Raw genomic sequence first — 18,114 nt, forward strand, 5'->3', positions numbered from 1 at the left:
AGTTTTTTCAAATAAAAGAAGTCAAAAAGGTGAGTAGAAATATGGCAAATGAGCAAGTATTAACTGCAGACCAGGTGATTGATAATGCGAGGCGCTATTTAAAGGGTGAGGACATCGCCTTTTTGGAAAGAGCATATGAGTTTGCCAAAAACGCTCATGCAGAACAGTATCGAAAATCCGGTGAGCCTTATATCATACATCCCATACAGGTCGCAGGAATCCTTGTGGACCTTGATCTAGATCCATCCACCATTGCGGCTGGGTTTCTTCATGATGTTGTAGAGGATACATCTGTTTCTCTTGAGGAGATCAAGGAAGCCTTCAATGCGGAAGTGGCAATGCTTGTGGACGGTGTAACAAAGCTCGGGAAAATTAAGTATAAGTCCCAAGAGGAACAACAAGCAGAAAATCACCGTAAAATGTTTGTGGCAATGGCCCAAGATATCCGTGTCATTTTGATCAAGCTCGCTGACCGTCTTCATAATATGAGGACCTTAAAGCATCTTCCACAAGAAAAGCAACGCCGTATCTCTAACGAAACCCTTGAAATATTTGCGCCACTTGCCCACCGTTTGGGTATCAGTAAAATAAAGTGGGAGCTTGAGGATACTGCTTTACGCTATTTAAACCCACAGCAATATTACCGTATCGTCAACCTGATGAAACGCAAACGTGCTGAACGTGAGCAATATATTTCAGAAGTGATGAATGAAGTGAACGACCGTCTGGAAGAAGTTGAAATCACTGCGGAGCTGTCCGGACGTCCAAAGCACATTTATAGCATCTATCGTAAAATGGCTAAACAAAACAAACAGTTTAGCGAAATTTACGATTTATTAGCCGTGCGCATCATTGTTAACAGTATCAAAGACTGTTATGCGGTTCTTGGAATCATTCATACATGTTGGAAACCGATGCCTGGCCGCTTCAAAGATTATATTGCCATGCCAAAGCCTAATATGTATCAGTCCCTGCATACAACTGTGATCGGACCAAAGGGAGACCCGTTAGAAGTGCAGATCCGCACAAGCGATATGCACCAGATCGCAGAGTACGGGATTGCTGCGCACTGGGCGTACAAGGAAGACAAAGAAGCTGATGACCGTGCTTCCTTCGAAGAGAAGTTGACATGGTTCCGTGAAATCTTGGAGTGGCAGAATGACGCAACCAATGCGGAAGAATTCATGGAATCCCTGAAAATTGATCTATTCTCCGATATGGTTTTTGTATTTACACCTAAAGGGGATGTCATCGAACTTCCTTCCGGATCTGTACCAATCGACTTTTCCTACCGTATCCATTCGGAAATCGGGAATAAAACAATTGGTGCGAAAGTGAACGGTAAAATGGTGACCCTGGATTATAAATTAAAAACAGGGGACATCATCGAAATCCTGACGTCCAAGCATTCTTATGGACCGAGTCAGGACTGGTTGAAGCTTGCACAGACTTCCCAAGCGAAAAACAGGATCCGACAGTTCTTCAAAAAGCAACGCCGTGAAGAAAATGTGGAAAAGGGCCGCGATCTAGTTGAAAAAGAAATCAAAGGAATGGACTTTGATCTGAAGGAAATCCTGAATGCCGAAAACATCAACCGCGTTTCGGAAAAATTCAACTTCATGTCAGCGGAAGACATGTTTGCTGCAGTAGGGTATAACGGAATCACCGCTCTTCAAGTAGCAAACCGTCTGACAGAAAAACAGAGACGTCAGCGTGACAAGGAACAACAAATAACAGATATTACCGAAAATGCCGAGAAGAAGAAAACAGCGCCGGTAAAGAAGAGAAAAGACGCAGGTGTCGTCGTTCAAGGGATCGACAGCTTGCTTGTCCGACTTTCCAAGTGCTGTAATCCTGTTCCTGGAGATGACATCGTTGGCTTCATCACAAGAGGCCGTGGCGTTTCCGTCCATCGTGCCGACTGTGCAAACGTGGAAGCAGAGGGGACAAACGACCGCCTCATTGATGTAGACTGGGAAAGTGATGTTAAAGATAATCGCGAATACAACGTAGAAATTGAAATTACAGGTTACGACCGCCGCGGATTATTGAATGAGGTGCTACAGGCTGTAAATGAGACAAAGACCGATATTACCGCGGTGTCAGGCCGTTCGGACCGAAACAAGATGGCGACCATCCATATGGCCATTGCCATTCATAATATCAACCATCTTCAAAAAGTGGTAGATCGGATCAAACAGATCTCCGATATATATGCGGTCCGTCGAATAATGCAGTAAGAGAGGTTTATTGATATGAGAGTGGTTTTACAGAGAGCGAAAAGAGCCGAAGTTCGTGTCGAAGGTGAGGTCGTCGGGAAAATCGATCATGGATTGATGCTTCTAGTCGGAGTTACACATGAGGATTCCCATGAAGATGCAGCCTATGTTGCCGAAAAGGTGGCCAACCTGCGTATTTTTGAGGATGATCAGGACAAAATGAATCTGTCCTTGCTGGATGTGGAAGGACAGGTCCTTTCCGTATCCCAGTTCACCTTATATGGAGACTGCCGCAAAGGCCGCCGTCCCAACTTTATGGAGGCTGCCAAGCCAGACCATGCAGAAACCATCTATGAAGCGTTTAACGAAGCGTTGCGCAATAAAGGCGTGAAAGTGGAAACCGGCCAGTTCGGTGCGATGATGGACGTGGATTTTGTAAATGATGGACCGGTGACGTTGATTGTCGAGAGTAAATAATTTGTGAAGCTGGTTGCATGCCTTTATTTAAAGGTGTGTGGCCGGCTTTTTTTGTGGGTTGGGGTGTGGCTGTTTGTAGGTGTGGGGAGGGGGCTTCTCTTACTGGTGGTCAAATTGTACCATTGTCACAATAATGGCTGGAAAAGTTACAATAAGCTCTGAAAAAGTCACAATAACCTACACAAAAGTCACAATAACCAATTAAATAATCACAATAACATAAAACCTCTTGCCATTAACAAAAAAAGAGGACCTCAATTAGGTCCTCTCTGACTGTAGTTAGTTACCAATTGAAAAAGTTTATCTCCGTTGCAGGAGCTTCGCTTTCCACGGGCGGTCCGGAAGCCTCCTCGGGCTACGCCCTGCGGGGTCTTCCCTGTCCCTTCCTCCCGCAGGAGTCTCCGCTCCTTCCACTGCGATCAACTAGAGATTCAATCATTTATGAACTTTGTCTACTCACTAAGAGGACCTCAAAAAGGTCCTCTTAATCAGTTCCCCCTAAAATATTGTGCCAATCCCTGGTAGATGGCAGTGGAGGCTCTTTCTTGAAAATCCCCGGAGATTACCGTTAATTCCTCTCCTCGGTTGCTGATATAACCTAATTCCAAAAGCAAGGAGGGTTGCATGCTTTCTCTCAATACTAGGTAGTTCTCCTGGCGAACGTTACGGTCACGCAGGTTGGTGAACTGGATGAGAGAAGAATGCACACTGTCGGCGAGCGTTTTATCGGAATGACTATAGTAGAATGTGGTGGTACCTGTGACACTACTATCGTCAATGCTATCGTAATGCACGCTGATAAAAGCATCTGCACGGTGATAATTGGCCATTTGAGGCCTTGCCTGAAGTGGGACGGATGTGTCGTGCTGCCTTGTCATGTACACGGTCGCTCCAGCAGCTCTTAACTTATCCTGCAACAGCAAGGAGGTTCTAAGTGTTAAATCTTTCTCTAGCGTTCCTTGCACACCTATTGCCCCAACATCTCTACCGCCATGCCCAGGATCAATTACGATCACCTTGCTTGACAGGTATTGTTCTGCACCTGCCCTTGCAATATTAGGCGTGCTACCTTTTGTGGCGACAATCCAACCGGCAACATATGCTTCTGAGCCATCTTTTAGCTTTATTTTATACCAGTTGTCTTCTACGCCGACAATTGAAAATTCCTCCCCTTCATTTGCCCGCAAAACTACGTTGGCATTAGTGGAAGGCGCATTTCGAATATTAGTGCCATCGTCAACGATTACGATTGTCCCTTCGTTGCTTGTGGGCGGAGCGGGATTAGAAACGCCACTTCGCTCCAGAAACCAGCCTGCGATCCAGCCAGTTTCCCCGTTGCCGTATTCAATTTCACACCAATTATTTTTTTCGTTGATAATTGTTACTGCCGTTCCTTGCGAAAGTTGCTCCAATACTTTTCCATTGAGTGATGGTTCGCTCCGCACATTCAGTGCGGAAACTTTGATGGTTGCACCAGTTTTAGGTGCGTTCCTTCCTTGGCCTCCCGCACCAGATGTCCCAATCGTTGCATAATCCCTGTGAATCCAGCCCACGGTGCCATCATAAGAAATGTTCAACCAATCTCCTCGAATTGCCAGTACAGCCACCTGTTGTCCATTCGATAACGACCCAAGCACCTCACTTTGGGTGGAAGGCTCGCTTCGGATGTTCAGGCCGTCTGTTGTAATGACGGCAACCTGCCCATTGGCATCTTCCGCTGCCTCCTCAGGCTGTTCAGCAGTTTCTTCTTTCTTTTTGGCTAGGATGGTAACGTACTCTTTGGCAACCCATCCTTGCACACCGTCAAAATGAACCTTTACCCAGTTTTCATTTTCTTCAAGATATTGGACAGTGGAAGAGGAAGAATGAAGATAGCCGACCACGGAAAAATTAGTTCCGGGACCTGACCTCATCCTCAGATCGTCTGTCAATACTTTTACAGTGGCATCACTTGCCGCCCTTGAAGCGGTGGAACGTGCTCCTTGGCTGCTTTCTGTTACAAGGAATGAAGCCACCCATCCGGCCTTGGTTGAAGTAACTTGTATCTTCAGCCATTCCCCTTGGTTGTCCACAACTGGATAGGATTCTCCTCTTTGGACTTTTGAAATGATGACCCCGTCCGCGTCGGGGGTTTCTCGGACATTCAATACGTCGGTCGCAACCACGACGGTCCTATTGGCCTCTGCGGGTGAAGCATCCACAAAGGAAAAGATGGTAGTAAATAATAATAGTGCAGTAAGAAAAATAGGTAAATTATGACGCAATACTCGGCCTCCTTAAAGAAAGTTCAAACTTTCTTTTTCTACAAATGTGAAAAAAATTCCTGCTAAATCTGAAAGAAATAAGCAAAAAAGGGACAGGATAGATACTAGTGTAGCAAAAAAGGAGCGTAAAAAGATGAAATTCAGCGATAAACATAACCGAGCATATGGTAGTAGAGATGTTTTTGGAGTAAGCTTTCATGATTTCATTGAAAAAGAGAAGGATTCCACCTATATGGAGCTTGCTTCGGAGTTCGGGATAACCATGCGCGATGTGAAGTCATTAAAAAAACAATTGAACCGAATTCAATAAAGCCTTGACAACTAGAATTGAAAGTATATATACTAGCAAGTATCTTACATAACAAACAGTCGCGTTAATGGACTAAAATACTAGATACCGATGATGGAGAACAGTAGTTGGGAACCACATGGAAAGAGAAGAAATGCCCTGGGCTGAAAGCATTTCCCCTTGATGACCTAATGAATGAACACTCCGTAGGATCCGCTCTGAAAAAGCATTGCCAGTCAGCTGCATAGTTGTTTTAATTGCAGGCAGCACAATTGCTTTACTAGGAGATGGACGTTGCAGGCGTTAACTGCTTGAGTGGAAGTAACCGAAGGCACAAAGCAATTTTGAAATGCCTTTATACTTCAATTAGGGTGGCACCACGGGATCTATAACTCCCGTCCCTTGTTTAGAAATAAACAAGGGACGGGAGTTTTTTGTATGGATAAAAGATAAAAGAGAAATTCTTTAATGGTGTAACGTATTAACGGAGAGGGGGTCAGACCCTCTTTACCACTTTAAATAACGAAAAGGGGTCTGACCCCCTTTAAAGGAGGAACCGCGAATGGCGATTCAGATACCGCGTGGTACGCAGGATATTTTACCTGGTACGGTGGAGAAGTGGCAGTTTATTGAGGCGAAGGCGAAGGAGATTTGTGAGCTTTATAATTATAAGGAGATTAGGACGCCGATCTTTGAGAGTACGGAGTTGTTCTTGAGAGGGGTTGGGGATACGACGGATGTCGTACAGAAAGAGATGTACACCTTTGAAGACAGAGGTGGCAGAAGCCTGACACTTCGTCCGGAGGGAACGGCATCAGTGGCGCGTTCTTATGTAAACAACAAAATGTTCGGCTCGCCGACACAGCCGACGAAGCTTTACTACATCGGACAGATGTTCCGTTATGAGCGCCCACAGGCAGGACGTTTCCGCCAGTTCGTGCAGTTCGGAATAGAGGCACTTGGAAGTAATGATCCGTCTATCGATGCAGAAGTGATTGCATTAGCAGTGGAGTTATACAAAAGCTTAGGTCTTAACAATTTAAAGGTGGTCATCAACAGCTTAGGTGACAAGGAAAGCCGACAAGCACACAGGGATGCGTTGATCAATCATTTCCAACCAAGAATCAACGAATTTTGTGGAGATTGCCAGGGACGTCTGGAGAAGAATCCACTTAGAATCCTTGATTGCAAGAAAGACCGCGATCATGAATTGATGGCAACAGCACCATCCATCCTTGATTACTTGAACGAAGAATCCAAGGTTTATTTTGATAAAGTGGTAGCTTATCTTTCAGCACTAGGCATTCAATATGAGATTGATCCGAACTTGGTGCGCGGACTTGATTACTATTACCACACAGCATTTGAAATCATGAGCACTTCCGAAGGCTTTGGTGCCATCACGACTCTATGTGGTGGGGGACGATACAATGGACTGGTCCAAGAAATCGGCGGACCGGAAACACCTGGTATCGGATTTGCACTCAGCATCGAACGCCTCATTTCGGCAATGGAAGCGGAAAATGTGAAGTTCCCGTTTGAAGATTCTATCGACTGCTATGTTGTCGCTCTGGGTGACAAAGCGAAGGAAACGGCAGTGAAGCTACTATTCGATCTAAGAAAAGCAGGAATTGTCGCGGAAAAAGACTATCAGGACAAAAAACTTAAAGCGCAATTCAAAGCGGCCGACCGTCTGCAAGCGAAGTATACCATCGTCTTTGGGGATGACGAATTGGATAAAGGCGTTGTCTCCATAAAAGAAATGGAAACAGGTGAGCAACAGGAGATTTCTTTCAAAGAAGCAGTTGCATTCATCTCAGAAAAGAAAAGTAGGGAGAGATAAATGATGCAAGGAAGAACATATAACTGTGGCGAAGTACCACAATCATCAATTGGTGAAGTAATCGAATTAAAAGGCTGGGTGCAAAAGCGCCGTGATCTTGGAGGACTTATTTTCCTAGACCTTCGCGACCGTACTGGAATTGTTCAAATCGTGTTCAATCCCGATGTATCTGCAGAAGCTCTTCAAACAGCAGAAAATGTACGTAATGAATATGTTTTATATATAAAAGGGAAAGTGGTTGCGCGTGACGAAGCTACTGTGAACCCTAATTTGAAAACGGGTGCCATCGAAGTGCAAGCTGATACGATCGAAGTGCTGAACGCAGCAAAAACACCGCCATTCGTATTGGACAACAAAACAGAAGTCAATGAAGATATCCGTCTGAAATACCGTTATCTAGACCTTCGTCGACCGGTGATGTTCGACACGTTGAAGATGCGCCATGATGTGACTCGCTCCATCCGTGAATTCCTAAATGACCAACAATTCATGGAAGTGGAAACCCCTATTTTAACCAAAAGCACGCCAGAAGGGGCGCGCGATTATCTAGTACCAAGCCGTGTACACCCTGGTGAGTTCTATGCTCTTCCACAATCACCACAAATCTTTAAGCAACTTTTGATGGTTTCCGGTGTGGAACGTTATTATCAGATTGCCCGCTGCTTCCGTGATGAGGATCTTCGTGCAGACAGGCAGCCTGAGTTCACGCAAGTCGACATCGAGACATCATTCCTATCTCAAGAAGAGATCATTGGCATGATGGAAGATATGATGAGAATGGTGATGAAAAATACGAAGGGTGTGGATGTTCCAGAAAACTTTCCTCGTATCACCTATCAGGATGCCATGAGCAGGTATGGTTCCGACAAGCCGGACACTCGTTTTGAGATGGAACTTGTTGACCTATCCGAACAAGTGGTAGACTGCGGATTCAAGGTATTCAGCGCAGCAGTCAATAATGGCGGACAGGTAAAAGCAATCAATGTAAAAGGTGCTGCAGGAAAATACTCCCGTAAAGACATTGATGCCTTGACTGAATATGTTGCTGTATATGGAGCAAAAGGTCTAGCATGGTTAAAGGTGGAAGCAGAAGGATTAAAAGGACCAATTGCGAAATTCTTTAACGAAGAAGAGCAATCAGGATTCATCCAATCCTTGGACGCGGCAGAAGGGGACTTGATCCTATTTGTGGCTGATAAAAAGTCCGTTGTGGCCGATGCACTTGGCGCACTTCGCTTGAAATTAGGAAAAGAGCTTGGCCTGATCGACGAAAGCAAGTTCAATTTCTTATGGGTGACAGACTGGCCGTTATTGGAGTATGACGAAGAAGCGGGCCGCTACTTTGCCGCTCACCATCCATTCACGATGCCGGTACGTGAAGACCTTCCGTTACTTGAGACAAACCCTGGTGAAGTCCGTGCACAAGCCTATGACTTGGTGTTGAACGGATATGAACTTGGCGGAGGATCCCTACGTATTTATGAACGTGATATCCAAGAGAAGATGTTTGAAGTACTTGGATTCAGTAAAGAAGAGGCAACCGAACAATTTGGCTTCCTGCTTGAAGCATTCGAATACGGAACACCTCCACATGGTGGAATCGCACTAGGCTTGGACCGTCTAGTTATGTTGTTGGCTGGCAGAACGAACCTTCGTGACACCATTGCATTCCCGAAAACAGCGAGTGCAAGCTGTATCCTTACAGAAGCCCCAAGTCCTGTGGCAGGTGGGCAATTAGACGAGCTACATTTGTCGCTAGCTGTCAAAAAAGAGTAGATTTTCCTATACGGTGATAGCTTGAAAATAGCTTTCCCCTATGTTAAGATTACTTCAAGAAGTCGCAAGTCCTGATGTGTTCGTCGTATAACCTATTGTTTTGACCGAACAATAGATTATACGGGAGCTCAGAGTTTTCGTCGCTGCGTAAATGCCTTCCTCGTGAGGACTTACTACATGCATGAAACAGAGCACCCACCTGCTGTGAGCGGGGATCAAAACGAAGGCATCGACGACGGCACGATTGGGACTTGCCTACATACGGATCAAAAACCGGTTCTGCGCTCTATGGCGCGGTGCCGGTTTTTTTGTTAGTCTCTTTTCTCAAAGATTGTTGCCCTTAGTAATCAAAAAAACAACCCTCATCCGAAATGAAGGTTGTCTAATAATTATTTATTACCTTGCAGACTTCCGATATCCCTTTGCCTGCGCCTCTTCCTCTGTATGGAACCATTCCACCGGGGTCGTCCGGTTATAGAAAACGCCTCCCGGAACATGATAAATATACTCTCCACGAGCGTTTTTGTTGGCTTTGATCAAAGGCGGATCCTCTTGTTGGTCCATCTCTTCTACTTGTTCATTTGATGTTTCTAAAGCTTTCGAGCTTTGGAGATTCGGTTCTTCATTAGTAACCTCCAATGTACTTTGATTACCCTCTACCTTCGATAAACGCTCATTTTCCTTCGTTTTCTCCAGTGTCGCAGCAATTGCCTCCAATGTCTGCTTCACTTGAAAAGAAGTAGTTTCCCGTACGATTAACTGCTTATTTGTTTTGTTCAAGCGAAAGATTGCTACTAACCCACTGCCAATCACTAAGAAGAAAGATAAGGCCTTAAACAGATTTTTCATTACAAACTCCCCGCCTTCAATAAAAATAAATATCCAGTAACTATTCCCTTTATTATAAGGCATATAAACCTATTTTTGTAAAAAAACAAAATTCCTATCCGACTACTTGCTTTTCACCCAAAGTATGTTATATTCGATTTCGGGTACAATCTTTACAAGACATTTGAAATGAAACAAGCGATAAATGGAGTTGATATGCAATGTTACACCAATTTTCAAGAAATGAATTGGCAATAGGAAAAGAAGGCTTGGAAACCCTTAAAAATAGCACGGTTGCAGTATTAGGAATCGGTGGGGTCGGTTCTTTTTCAGCAGAAGCGTTGGCACGTTCCGGCGTTGGACGCCTTATTTTAGTGGATAAAGATGATGTGGATATCACAAATGTTAACCGTCAGATTCACGCACTCATGTCCACAGTGGGACAACCGAAAGCGGACCTTATGAAAGCGCGTATCCAGGATATCAATCCTGACTGTGAAGTCATTGCTCTTAAAATGTTCTACACAGAAGAGACTTATGAAGAGTTCTTCAGCTATGGTTTGGATTATGTCATTGATGCTTCTGATACGATTTCCTATAAAATTCATCTAATGAAAGAGTGTCTAAAGCGCAAGATTCCGATGGTTTCCAGTATGGGAGCGGCAAATAAAATGGATCCAACAAGATTCAAAATGGCCGACATCTCTAAAACTCACACAGATCCCATTGCGAAGGTTATACGTACACGACTTCGCAAAGAGGGTATTCACCGTGGCATCAAAGTGGTTTTCTCGGATGAAAGCCCGATTGTTATTAGGGAAGATGTTCGTAAAACAGTTGGGAACGATAATGCAGAAATTCGCAAAGCAAAAATGCCACCTTCCTCCAATGCATTCGTACCATCAGTTGCAGGGCTTATTCTTGGCGGATATGTGATTAACGATATCCTGAAGGATGTTAAGATTCAACGTGTTGGTGGACAGCAATAAACTTATAATTGATTCGGAGGTCTTCATGGTTGTTGTGATGAAGACCTCCGTTTGCGTCATTTTCCATTTAGAGAGGTCTTCATCACTGACCTGAAGACCTCCGTTTGCCTAAATCCCACAAGAAAAAGATCTTCATCACATTGATGAAGACCTCCCTACATGTACTTACATCACTTCATCCTGAACTCCGCCGGTCATTCTTCTTGCACGGTCCATGATCTGGACGAGCATTTCGTAATCTTCGTTTATGGCAACTTGCTGTTCTTCTAAATTCTTAAGCTGCTGTTCAAGGGACTGATTCTTCTGTTTTAGTAACTGATTTTCCTTTTGTAATCTTTCACTTTCCAACTGCAAACGATAATCAGAGTTTTGATTTTGTTGGAAGTTTTGTAGGAAATGAATGCAGTCATCCAAGGTAATCGAAGTTGAAGTATCAACTGCTGCATTCCTTACAGGAAGAGGTGCATATTCTTCATCTTCCATGTCATATTCGAACGGAAGCTTGTTTTCATTTTCGTTTGAAGCTGTTTTAGGTGCTGGCAGCCATTCCATTTCCAAAGAAGGTGTGGTAATTTTTTTAACGGAAACCGGCTCTCCTTTTTGTTTCTGTTGTAGTTTAGCTAATTTTTCTTGCGCACGTTTTTTTTCTTTTCGTTGCTTTTTGGCTATGGCAACGGCAGGTTCATACTTCTTCCTGACCTCTGCATTCCATCTGAATCCACAAGCAGCTGAAGTGCGGTTTAACGCATCGCCAACCTCTTCGAAGGCGGCAAGCTGTGTACCGCCATCACGTATGTATCGTAAAACAGTCTCCGCAAGTAATAAATCATCTTCGTGAGACCATGCATCTTGTCTTACTTTCATCTTTATCCACTCCTTGAAACGCTCTTTTTTACCCATCATTTCCACAAAACTAAAGAAATATACGGAAGATTACTAGAAAAAAGAGGGAAACTCTTTAGTTTACGAGAAGATGTATAGCATTCATGAGAAAAGTGGGAGGAATGGATATGGGAAAAGTGGTAGGATTCGAGATTAGCAGCCAAAATCCGAAAGAGGCAACGAAATTTTATCAAGAAGTCTTCGGTTGGAACATCGGTGAAGAAAACTGGGATTATTGGCCTGTCAGTACGGGTGAAACCAGCATTAATGGTGGAATTGCAAAAGGTCCGAGTGATTATCCTAAAGGAACGCGCATCCAGATTGAAGTGGATTGCATCGAAACAGCCCTTGAAAAAGCAAAGGCGAGCGGCGCGATGGTTGTGAGAGAAAAGATGGAGTTTGAGACTTTCTTTCTAGCATATCTCGCGGACCCTACTGGAAATGGAATAGGACTTATTGAAAAGAAATAAGGAGGGAGTTGATCCCCCCTTACTTTTTCTTCTTCGTATTTTCATATATCTGACCTAGGGCCGTTTCAAATTTACTTGTATCCTTCGGTTTAAAGTAAGATTTGTGCTTCAACTTGTCAGGTAAATATTGCTGTGCAACCCATCCGCTTGGATAGTCATGTGGATATTTATATTCAATCCCTCTGCCAAGATCAGCCGCCCCTTTATAATGGGCGTCCTTTAAGTGGATGGGCACTTCCCCGACCAGCCCTTTCCGGATATCGGCCAATGCTTCATCCAACGCTTTATAGGCAGAATTGGATTTAGGAGACAGGCAAAGTTCAATGACTGCATTTGCTAAAGGAATACGTGCTTCTGGAAATCCGAGTCTTTCTGCCGCCTCAATGGCAGAGAGTGTACGTGCACCCGCCTGTGGGTTGGCCAAACTGATATCCTCATATGCGATGACAAGCAACCGTCTTCCGATACTCACGAGATCTCCCGCTTCAATCAATCTACCCAAATAATGAAGGGCCGCATCTACATCACTACCCCGGATGGACTTTTGGAAAGCAGAGAGAACATCATAGTGCCCGTCTCCGTCCTTGTCATGGTAAAAACTTTTTTTCTGCAGGCACTCTTCGGCCGTTTCCAAATTAATGACTTTACTTCCATCCTCATTTGGACTTGTGGAAAGTACTGCAAGTTCCAATGCATTCAGCGCCGAGCGCACGTCCCCGCCGCACCCGTTTGCAAAATGTTCTAGTGCTCCATTATCAAGATTAACCTGTTGTGCTCCAAGTCCCCGTTCTTTATCCTGCAATGCTTGCATGATGACATGCTTGATTTCTTCTACTGACAAGGGGTGTAGCTCAAAGATCTGGCATCTGCTCCGGATGGCAGGGTTGATGGCATGATAGGGGTTGCTTGTGGTTGCCCCAATCAGAACGATTCGGCCATTTTCAAGGTGAGGCAACAAAAAGTCCTGTTTTGCCTTGTCCAAGCGATGCACCTCATCCAGGATAAGGATGACCTTGCCAGACATTTTCGCTTCTTCTGCCACTATTTCCATGTCTTTTTTATTGTGGACGACCGCATTCAATGTGCGAAAAGCATATTGGGTACTACCGGCAATGGCTGTTGCTATCGACGTTTTTCCTATCCCGGGCGGCCCGTAAAGGATCATGGAAGAGAGGTGTTTGGCTTTTACCATTCTTTGAATGATTTTCCCTTCTCCCACAAGATGCTCCTGACCAACCATTTCATCTATCGTTCTCGGCCTCATCCGAAAGGCCAGTGGTTTGTTATTCATTGAAATAAACACCTTCCTGCTTACAATGACATGTAATGTCCCATACCCAATGTACCACAATTATCATCATGGTTTAAAATGTAAAACCTATGGAATTATGCTATAATGGGATAGATTTTAAATAGAGACAGAAATTAGCGAAGACAGAAGGGTAGAGAAGCATGCAAGGAGAGCGGAGTTTAGGGAGAAAATTGTTTTTTGCGAAATGGTCCATCTATTTCATCGGCCTACTCATCATGGCCTTTGGGATTGTACTGATGATACGTGCAAATCTTGGCAGTGCGCCATGGGATGTTTTTCATATTGGACTCTTCTACCAGATTGGTTTGACGATCGGTACATGGTCCATCATTGTAGGCTTTTTTATTTTGATGATTTCTTCCATTATTTCCAAAAAGTTGCCTCAGATTGGAGCATTTCTGAATATGCTTATGGTTGGGATCTTCATTGATCTGTACTTGATGGTTCCGCAGTTGCATACGCCAGATACAATCATGGGTAAAATTGCGATGCTTGTCTTGGGGATCATGATCATCGGAATTGGTATTGGTGTATATATTTCATCGCGTTGCGGTGCCGGGCCAAGGGACAGCTTGATGATTTCCTTGACCCAAGTGACCGGCTGGAAAGTGCAATATATTAGATTAGGAATGGAATTAGTAGTATTATGTTTAGGTTGGCTATTGGGTGGTCCGATTTTCATCGGTACCATACTTTTCAGTCTTACCATTGGAAGCATCGTCGGCTTGACTTTGCCAGCCTGTCAAAAAGCCACGGACTTAATACTTTATAAAATTCAACATAGAAACGATAAAAAAGTTACTCTTCAAATATAGGAACTGAATCGAAAAAGTAGGGGTGTTCGGAAATGAAAATTTCAACCAAGGGACGTTACGGGTTAACCATTATGATTGAACTGGCAAAAAATGTAGGGGAAGGACCGCTTTCCTTAAAAACCATTGCTCAGACGCATGATTTGTCAGAGCATTATTTGGAGCAACTAATCGCTCCATTACGTAATGCAGGCCTTGTCAAAAGTATAAGAGGTGCATACGGAGGCTATATCTTAGCAGATGAGCCGACGAAAATTACGGCTGGAGACATTATTCGTGTACTCGAAGGCCCAATCAGCCCGGTTGAAGTGATTGATGATGAAGAGCCGGCAAAGCGTGAACTATGGATTAGAATCCGTGATGCGGTGAAAGACGTATTGGATAGCACAACATTAGATGATCTGGCCAATTATGAAGGCGGAGATCAAGAAGCATATATGTTTTACATCTAAGTTCCCGCCAAAGGTGTTATGCAAGGAGTGGAACAAGGGAACAGTAACTAGTATGAAAGGAGGCGTCCTCATTGAAACAGATCTATTTAGACCATGCAGCAACGGCACCATTGCACCCGGCTGTCCTTGATAGTATGCTTCCTGCCATGAGAGAAGATTTCGGAAATCCCTCGAGCATCCACGGATTTGGCAGAAAAACGAGACATTTGGTGGATGAGGCAAGACATGTTGCTGCCAAAGCTATTGGTGCGAAAGAAACGGAAATAATTTTCACAAGCGGCGGGACAGAAGCGGACAACCTTGCCATTCTTGGCGTAGCCAGGGCAAACAGCTCTCGCGGCAAGCATATTATCACAACGCAAGTGGAGCACCATGCCGTCCTTCATACTTGTGAACAACTGGAAAAGGAAGGCTTTGAGGTTACCTATCTACCTGTTGATGAAAAAGGGCAGGTCGGGCTAGAAGACTTAAAAGAAGCATTGACAGATCAAACCATCCTTGTAACCATCATGTTTGGGAATAACGAAGTGGGCACCGTGCAGCCAATTAAAGAAATAGGGGAAATGCTGAAAGAACATCCAGCCTACTTTCATACGGATGCCGTCCAAGCCTTCGGTCTTCTTCCAATCAATGTGGAGGAACAAGGCATAGATTTTCTCTCCATGTCATCCCACAAGATCAACGGTCCAAAGGGTGTAGGCTTTTTATATGCAAGGTCAGGAGCGAATTTCTCCACTCTTACCTATGGAGGGGAACAGGAACGGAAACGCCGTGCTGGGACAGAAAATGTGGCAGGTATTGTCGGCTTGAAAACCGCGATTGAACTCAGTATAGAGGAAGCGGCAGAGAAGGTATCTTTGTATATCAGCTTCAAGGAAACGATGATCCAAGTATGGCAGGAAGAAGAAGTTCGGTTTGAAATAAACAGTAGTGCGGAAGAAACATTACCGCATGTACTCAATGTTTATTTTCCAGGGACGAATGTGGAATCCTTGCTAGTGAACCTAGACTTGGCCGGCATAGCCGTATCAAGCGGATCAGCTTGCACAGCAGGCTCCATCGATCCATCCCACGTCCTAGTAGCCATGTTCGGAAAAGACTCAGACAAGATCGCTTCCTCCATCCGCTTCAGCTTCGGACTTGGCAACACGATGGAAGACATCACACAAGCTGCTAAAGAAACAGCCAAAGTCGTAAAAAGACTAACACGAAATAAATAAGTTTCTCCCTGTAGATTGAAGTTCAAGGTGTGAGACTCCTCGAAAATGCTAGCGCATTTTCTTCGTGCGATGAGTCGCTGCCGAAGCGTTCCTTGTCCTAAGGGAGATAGCGGTAGGTTGAGACCCCGCAGCGCAGCTAGGAGGCTCAAGCACCGCCCAAAGGATAAGCGAACTCCTGAAACGCAAAGCAAAAGGGTCATATAGAATATTTAAATTAAATACGGGGTGATCAAGATGACAAAAGCACCAAAAGATACCCGTGTAGTAATAGGAATGTCTGGTGGAGTGGATTCATCCGTAGCAGCCCTTCTTCTAAAAGAACAAGGCTACGATGTAATCGGTATTTTCATGAAAAACTGGGACGACACCGATGAATTTGGGGTTTGTACGGCAACGGAAGACTACAATGATGTCATTCGTGTCTGCAACCAAATCGGAATCCCTTATTACGCGGTAAATTTTGAAAAACAATATTGGGATAAAGTATTCCAATACTTCTTAGATGAGTACAAAGCGGGACGCACACCAAATCCTGATGTTATGTGTAACAAAGAAATCAAATTCAAGGCTTTCCTTGAGCATGCATTGGACCTTGGAGCAGACTACTTGGCAACAGGTCACTATGCACAAGTGGAATTCCGTGATGGCGAATACAAAATGCTTCGCGGCCTTGATGACAATAAAGATCAAACCTATTTCTTAAATCAACTCGGTCAGGAACAACTTTCTAAAGTAATGTTCCCGATTGGCAATATCGAAAAGTCAGAAGTTCGTGAAATTGCAAAGCGTGCAGGTCTTGCGACAGCAACGAAAAAAGATAGCACGGGAATTTGCTTCATTGGTGAACGCAATTTCAAAGAATTCCTGAGCGGTTACCTTCCAGCTCAACCAGGCAACATGTTGACGATGGATGGAGAAGTAAAAGGTAAGCACGATGGATTGATGTATTATACCATTGGACAGCGTCATGGTCTTGGAATCGGTGGAAGCGGAGATCCGTGGTTCGTAATCGGTAAGGATCTGGAAAAGAACGTACTGTATGTGGGGCAAAGCTTCCACAATGAGTTGCTATACTCCGATTCCATAACCGCAACCGATATCAGTTGGGTATCCGATCATCCACCTGTTGACAGAACAGCTTGTACAGCCAAGTTCCGTTATCGCCAGTCCGATAATAAAGTAACCATTCAGCACTTAGAAGATAACAAAGTAAAAGTTATCTTTGATGAACCGGTACGAGCGATCACACCCGGACAGGCTGTTGTCTTTTATAATGGCGACGAGTGTCTTGGTGGGGGAACGATTGATCATGTGTTCAAAGACAACGAAAAGCTTTGGTATGTAGGATAAAAGTGAAAACCTCGATTCCATAGGGAATGGAGGTTTTCTCTGTGATATACTAAAAAGACTAGTAAAAGACTCTTTTCAACGGTGCTGTTGATTTACGCACCGGGCTACGCTTTCCACGGGGCGCTTGCAGAGCCTCCTCACTTCGTTGCGGGGTCTCTGCTAAGCGCTACCTCCCGTAGGAGTCTACGCCCTATACTCCAATCAACAGCTAAAGACTTTCATAATTCAACAATATTCTATAAACAAAGAAATAATTAACGAGGTGTACTAATAGATGAAAGACAATAATGCATTGGGTATCCAGTACCTTCAAGAAGGAAAATATGAAGAAGCACTTGCTGCTTTTTCAAAAGAAATAGAAGAGAATCCAGATAATGCGGTAGCGTATGTTAACTTCGGAAACGTCCTGAGTGCTGTGGGCGAACTAGAAAAAGCGATGAAGTTTTTCGAACGGGCATTGGAAAAAGACGGCACAATCGGAACTGCTCACTATGGGCTTGGAAATGTATTTTACCAGCTTGAAAAATGGAATGAAGCAAAAGATCAGTTTGAACTTGCGATGAAAAAAGGTGTTAATGACAGTGATATCTTCTTTATGCTGGGGATGACTCTATTGCAATTTGAACAGCCAAAACTTGCTCTCCCTTATTTTCAACGTGCTGTAGAATTAAAGCCTGAAGATTCCGAAGCGAGATTCCAGTACGGTCTTTGCTTGGCCGGACAAGGCCTGATTCAAGAGGCTACAGTGGAGTTTGAGAAAGTGGTAGAGGCCGATGAGTTGCATGCAGATGCATACTACAACTTAGGAGTTGCTTATGCTTATCAAGAAAACAGGGAAAAAGCATTAAAAAATCTTGATAAAGCATTGGATGTTCAGGCAGATCACATGCTTGCGGCACATGCTAAGAAAATCCTGACAGAAAACTAGGGA

At 44.2% G+C, this 18,114-nt stretch carries 16 protein-coding genes, 1 other RNA gene and 1 other annotated feature; of the genes, 13 read left to right on the top strand and 4 right to left on the bottom strand.

All coding sequences use genetic code 11. The features are described 5' to 3' along the window. Window positions 1-41: 41 nt before the first annotated feature. Together EKQ44_RS11390 and dtd are read left to right on the top strand one after the other, a co-directional pair. Complete coding sequence (locus EKQ44_RS11390) at window positions 42-2,240, top strand: RelA/SpoT family protein (protein WP_237663684.1); 2,199 nt, start codon at window positions 42-44, stop codon at window positions 2,238-2,240. Between the two features lie 15 nt (window positions 2,241-2,255). Continuing rightward, on the top strand, window positions 2,256-2,696 hold the full coding sequence (gene dtd / locus EKQ44_RS11395) for a D-aminoacyl-tRNA deacylase (RefSeq protein ID WP_237663685.1): 441 nt from the start codon (window positions 2,256-2,258) through the stop codon (window positions 2,694-2,696). 488 nt (window positions 2,697-3,184) lie between these two features. On the opposite strand, the gene EKQ44_RS11400 is transcribed toward dtd, so the two are convergent. Beyond that, window positions 3,185-4,960, bottom strand: coding sequence for an SH3 domain-containing protein (locus EKQ44_RS11400; protein WP_237663686.1), 1,776 nt, complete (start codon window positions 4,958-4,960; stop codon window positions 3,185-3,187). Window positions 4,961-5,093: 133 nt separating this feature from the next. Here EKQ44_RS11400 and EKQ44_RS11405 point away from each other — a divergent pair, with 133 nt between their 5' ends. The 4 genes from EKQ44_RS11405 (at window position 5,094) to ssrS (ending at window position 9,123) form a co-directional block, all read left to right on the top strand. After that, window positions 5,094-5,270, top strand: coding sequence for an RNA polymerase subunit sigma-70 (locus tag EKQ44_RS11405; RefSeq protein ID WP_237663687.1), 177 nt, complete (start codon window positions 5,094-5,096; stop codon window positions 5,268-5,270). 81 nt (window positions 5,271-5,351) lie between these two features. Next, window positions 5,352-5,655, top strand: a binding site (T-box leader). A 156-nt stretch (window positions 5,656-5,811) separates the two neighbouring features. Continuing rightward, window positions 5,812-7,092 carry a histidine--tRNA ligase gene (hisS, locus tag EKQ44_RS11410; protein WP_237663688.1) on the top strand — a complete coding sequence of 427 codons (1,281 nt, stop codon included), beginning with the start codon at window positions 5,812-5,814 and terminating at the stop codon, window positions 7,090-7,092. 3 nt (window positions 7,093-7,095) lie between these two features. Continuing rightward, window positions 7,096-8,868 carry an aspartate--tRNA ligase gene (aspS, locus tag EKQ44_RS11415; protein ID WP_237663839.1) on the top strand — a complete coding sequence of 591 codons (1,773 nt, stop codon included), beginning with the start codon at window positions 7,096-7,098 and terminating at the stop codon, window positions 8,866-8,868. A 65-nt stretch (window positions 8,869-8,933) separates the two neighbouring features. Further along, window positions 8,934-9,123, top strand: a non-coding RNA gene (ssrS, locus tag EKQ44_RS11420) — 6S RNA. Window positions 9,124-9,264: 141 nt separating this feature from the next. On the opposite strand, the gene EKQ44_RS11425 is transcribed toward ssrS, so the two are convergent. Further along, the gene (locus EKQ44_RS11425; protein WP_237663689.1) at window positions 9,265-9,717 is read right to left on the bottom strand and encodes a sunset domain-containing protein; all 453 of its coding nucleotides are present in this window, start codon (window positions 9,715-9,717) and stop codon (window positions 9,265-9,267) included. A gap of 200 nt (window positions 9,718-9,917) precedes the next feature. Between EKQ44_RS11425 and EKQ44_RS11430 the strand changes: the two genes are divergently transcribed. Next, entirely contained in the window at window positions 9,918-10,685 is a 768-nt protein-coding gene (locus tag EKQ44_RS11430; protein ID WP_064100078.1) for a tRNA threonylcarbamoyladenosine dehydratase, read from the top strand. 165 nt (window positions 10,686-10,850) lie between these two features. Here the strand turns inward: EKQ44_RS11430 and EKQ44_RS21450 are convergent, their stop codons facing one another. Beyond that, window positions 10,851-11,549: an RsfA family transcriptional regulator gene (locus EKQ44_RS21450; protein ID WP_269151630.1), complete on the bottom strand. Its 699-nt coding sequence runs from the start codon at window positions 11,547-11,549 to the stop codon at window positions 10,851-10,853. 146 nt (window positions 11,550-11,695) lie between these two features. Here EKQ44_RS21450 and EKQ44_RS11440 point away from each other — a divergent pair, with 146 nt between their 5' ends. Next, window positions 11,696-12,037, top strand: a complete 342-nt coding sequence (locus tag EKQ44_RS11440; protein ID WP_237663690.1) for a VOC family protein — start codon at window positions 11,696-11,698, stop codon at window positions 12,035-12,037. A 19-nt stretch (window positions 12,038-12,056) separates the two neighbouring features. Here EKQ44_RS11440 and EKQ44_RS11445 read toward each other — a convergent pair whose 3' ends face one another. Then, window positions 12,057-13,328, bottom strand: coding sequence for a replication-associated recombination protein A (locus EKQ44_RS11445; protein ID WP_237663691.1), 1,272 nt, complete (start codon window positions 13,326-13,328; stop codon window positions 12,057-12,059). Window positions 13,329-13,489: 161 nt separating this feature from the next. On the opposite strand from EKQ44_RS11445, the gene EKQ44_RS11450 reads away from it, so the two are divergent. From EKQ44_RS11450 to EKQ44_RS11470, 5 genes are all read left to right on the top strand, one after another. Beyond that, window positions 13,490-14,164 (top strand): YczE/YyaS/YitT family protein, encoded by a 675-nt coding sequence (locus tag EKQ44_RS11450; RefSeq protein WP_237663692.1) that lies wholly within the window; start codon window positions 13,490-13,492, stop codon window positions 14,162-14,164. A gap of 32 nt (window positions 14,165-14,196) precedes the next feature. Further along, window positions 14,197-14,613 carry a cysteine metabolism transcriptional regulator CymR gene (gene cymR, locus EKQ44_RS11455; RefSeq protein ID WP_047969452.1) on the top strand — a complete coding sequence of 139 codons (417 nt, stop codon included), beginning with the start codon at window positions 14,197-14,199 and terminating at the stop codon, window positions 14,611-14,613. A 71-nt stretch (window positions 14,614-14,684) separates the two neighbouring features. Then, the gene (locus tag EKQ44_RS11460; RefSeq protein ID WP_237663693.1) at window positions 14,685-15,833 is read left to right on the top strand and encodes a cysteine desulfurase family protein; all 1,149 of its coding nucleotides are present in this window, start codon (window positions 14,685-14,687) and stop codon (window positions 15,831-15,833) included. A 234-nt stretch (window positions 15,834-16,067) separates the two neighbouring features. Then, on the top strand, window positions 16,068-17,183 hold the full coding sequence (gene mnmA / locus EKQ44_RS11465) for a tRNA 2-thiouridine(34) synthase MnmA (RefSeq protein WP_237663694.1): 1,116 nt from the start codon (window positions 16,068-16,070) through the stop codon (window positions 17,181-17,183). A 274-nt stretch (window positions 17,184-17,457) separates the two neighbouring features. Then, entirely contained in the window at window positions 17,458-18,111 is a 654-nt protein-coding gene (locus EKQ44_RS11470; protein WP_237663695.1) for a tetratricopeptide repeat protein, read from the top strand. Window positions 18,112-18,114 lie beyond the last annotated feature (3 nt).

Origin of the sequence: Sutcliffiella horikoshii, from assembly GCF_021991925.1 — a bacterium.
In the GTDB taxonomy this organism is placed as follows: Bacteria; Bacillota; Bacilli; order Bacillales; family Bacillaceae_I; genus Sutcliffiella_A; species Sutcliffiella_A horikoshii_F.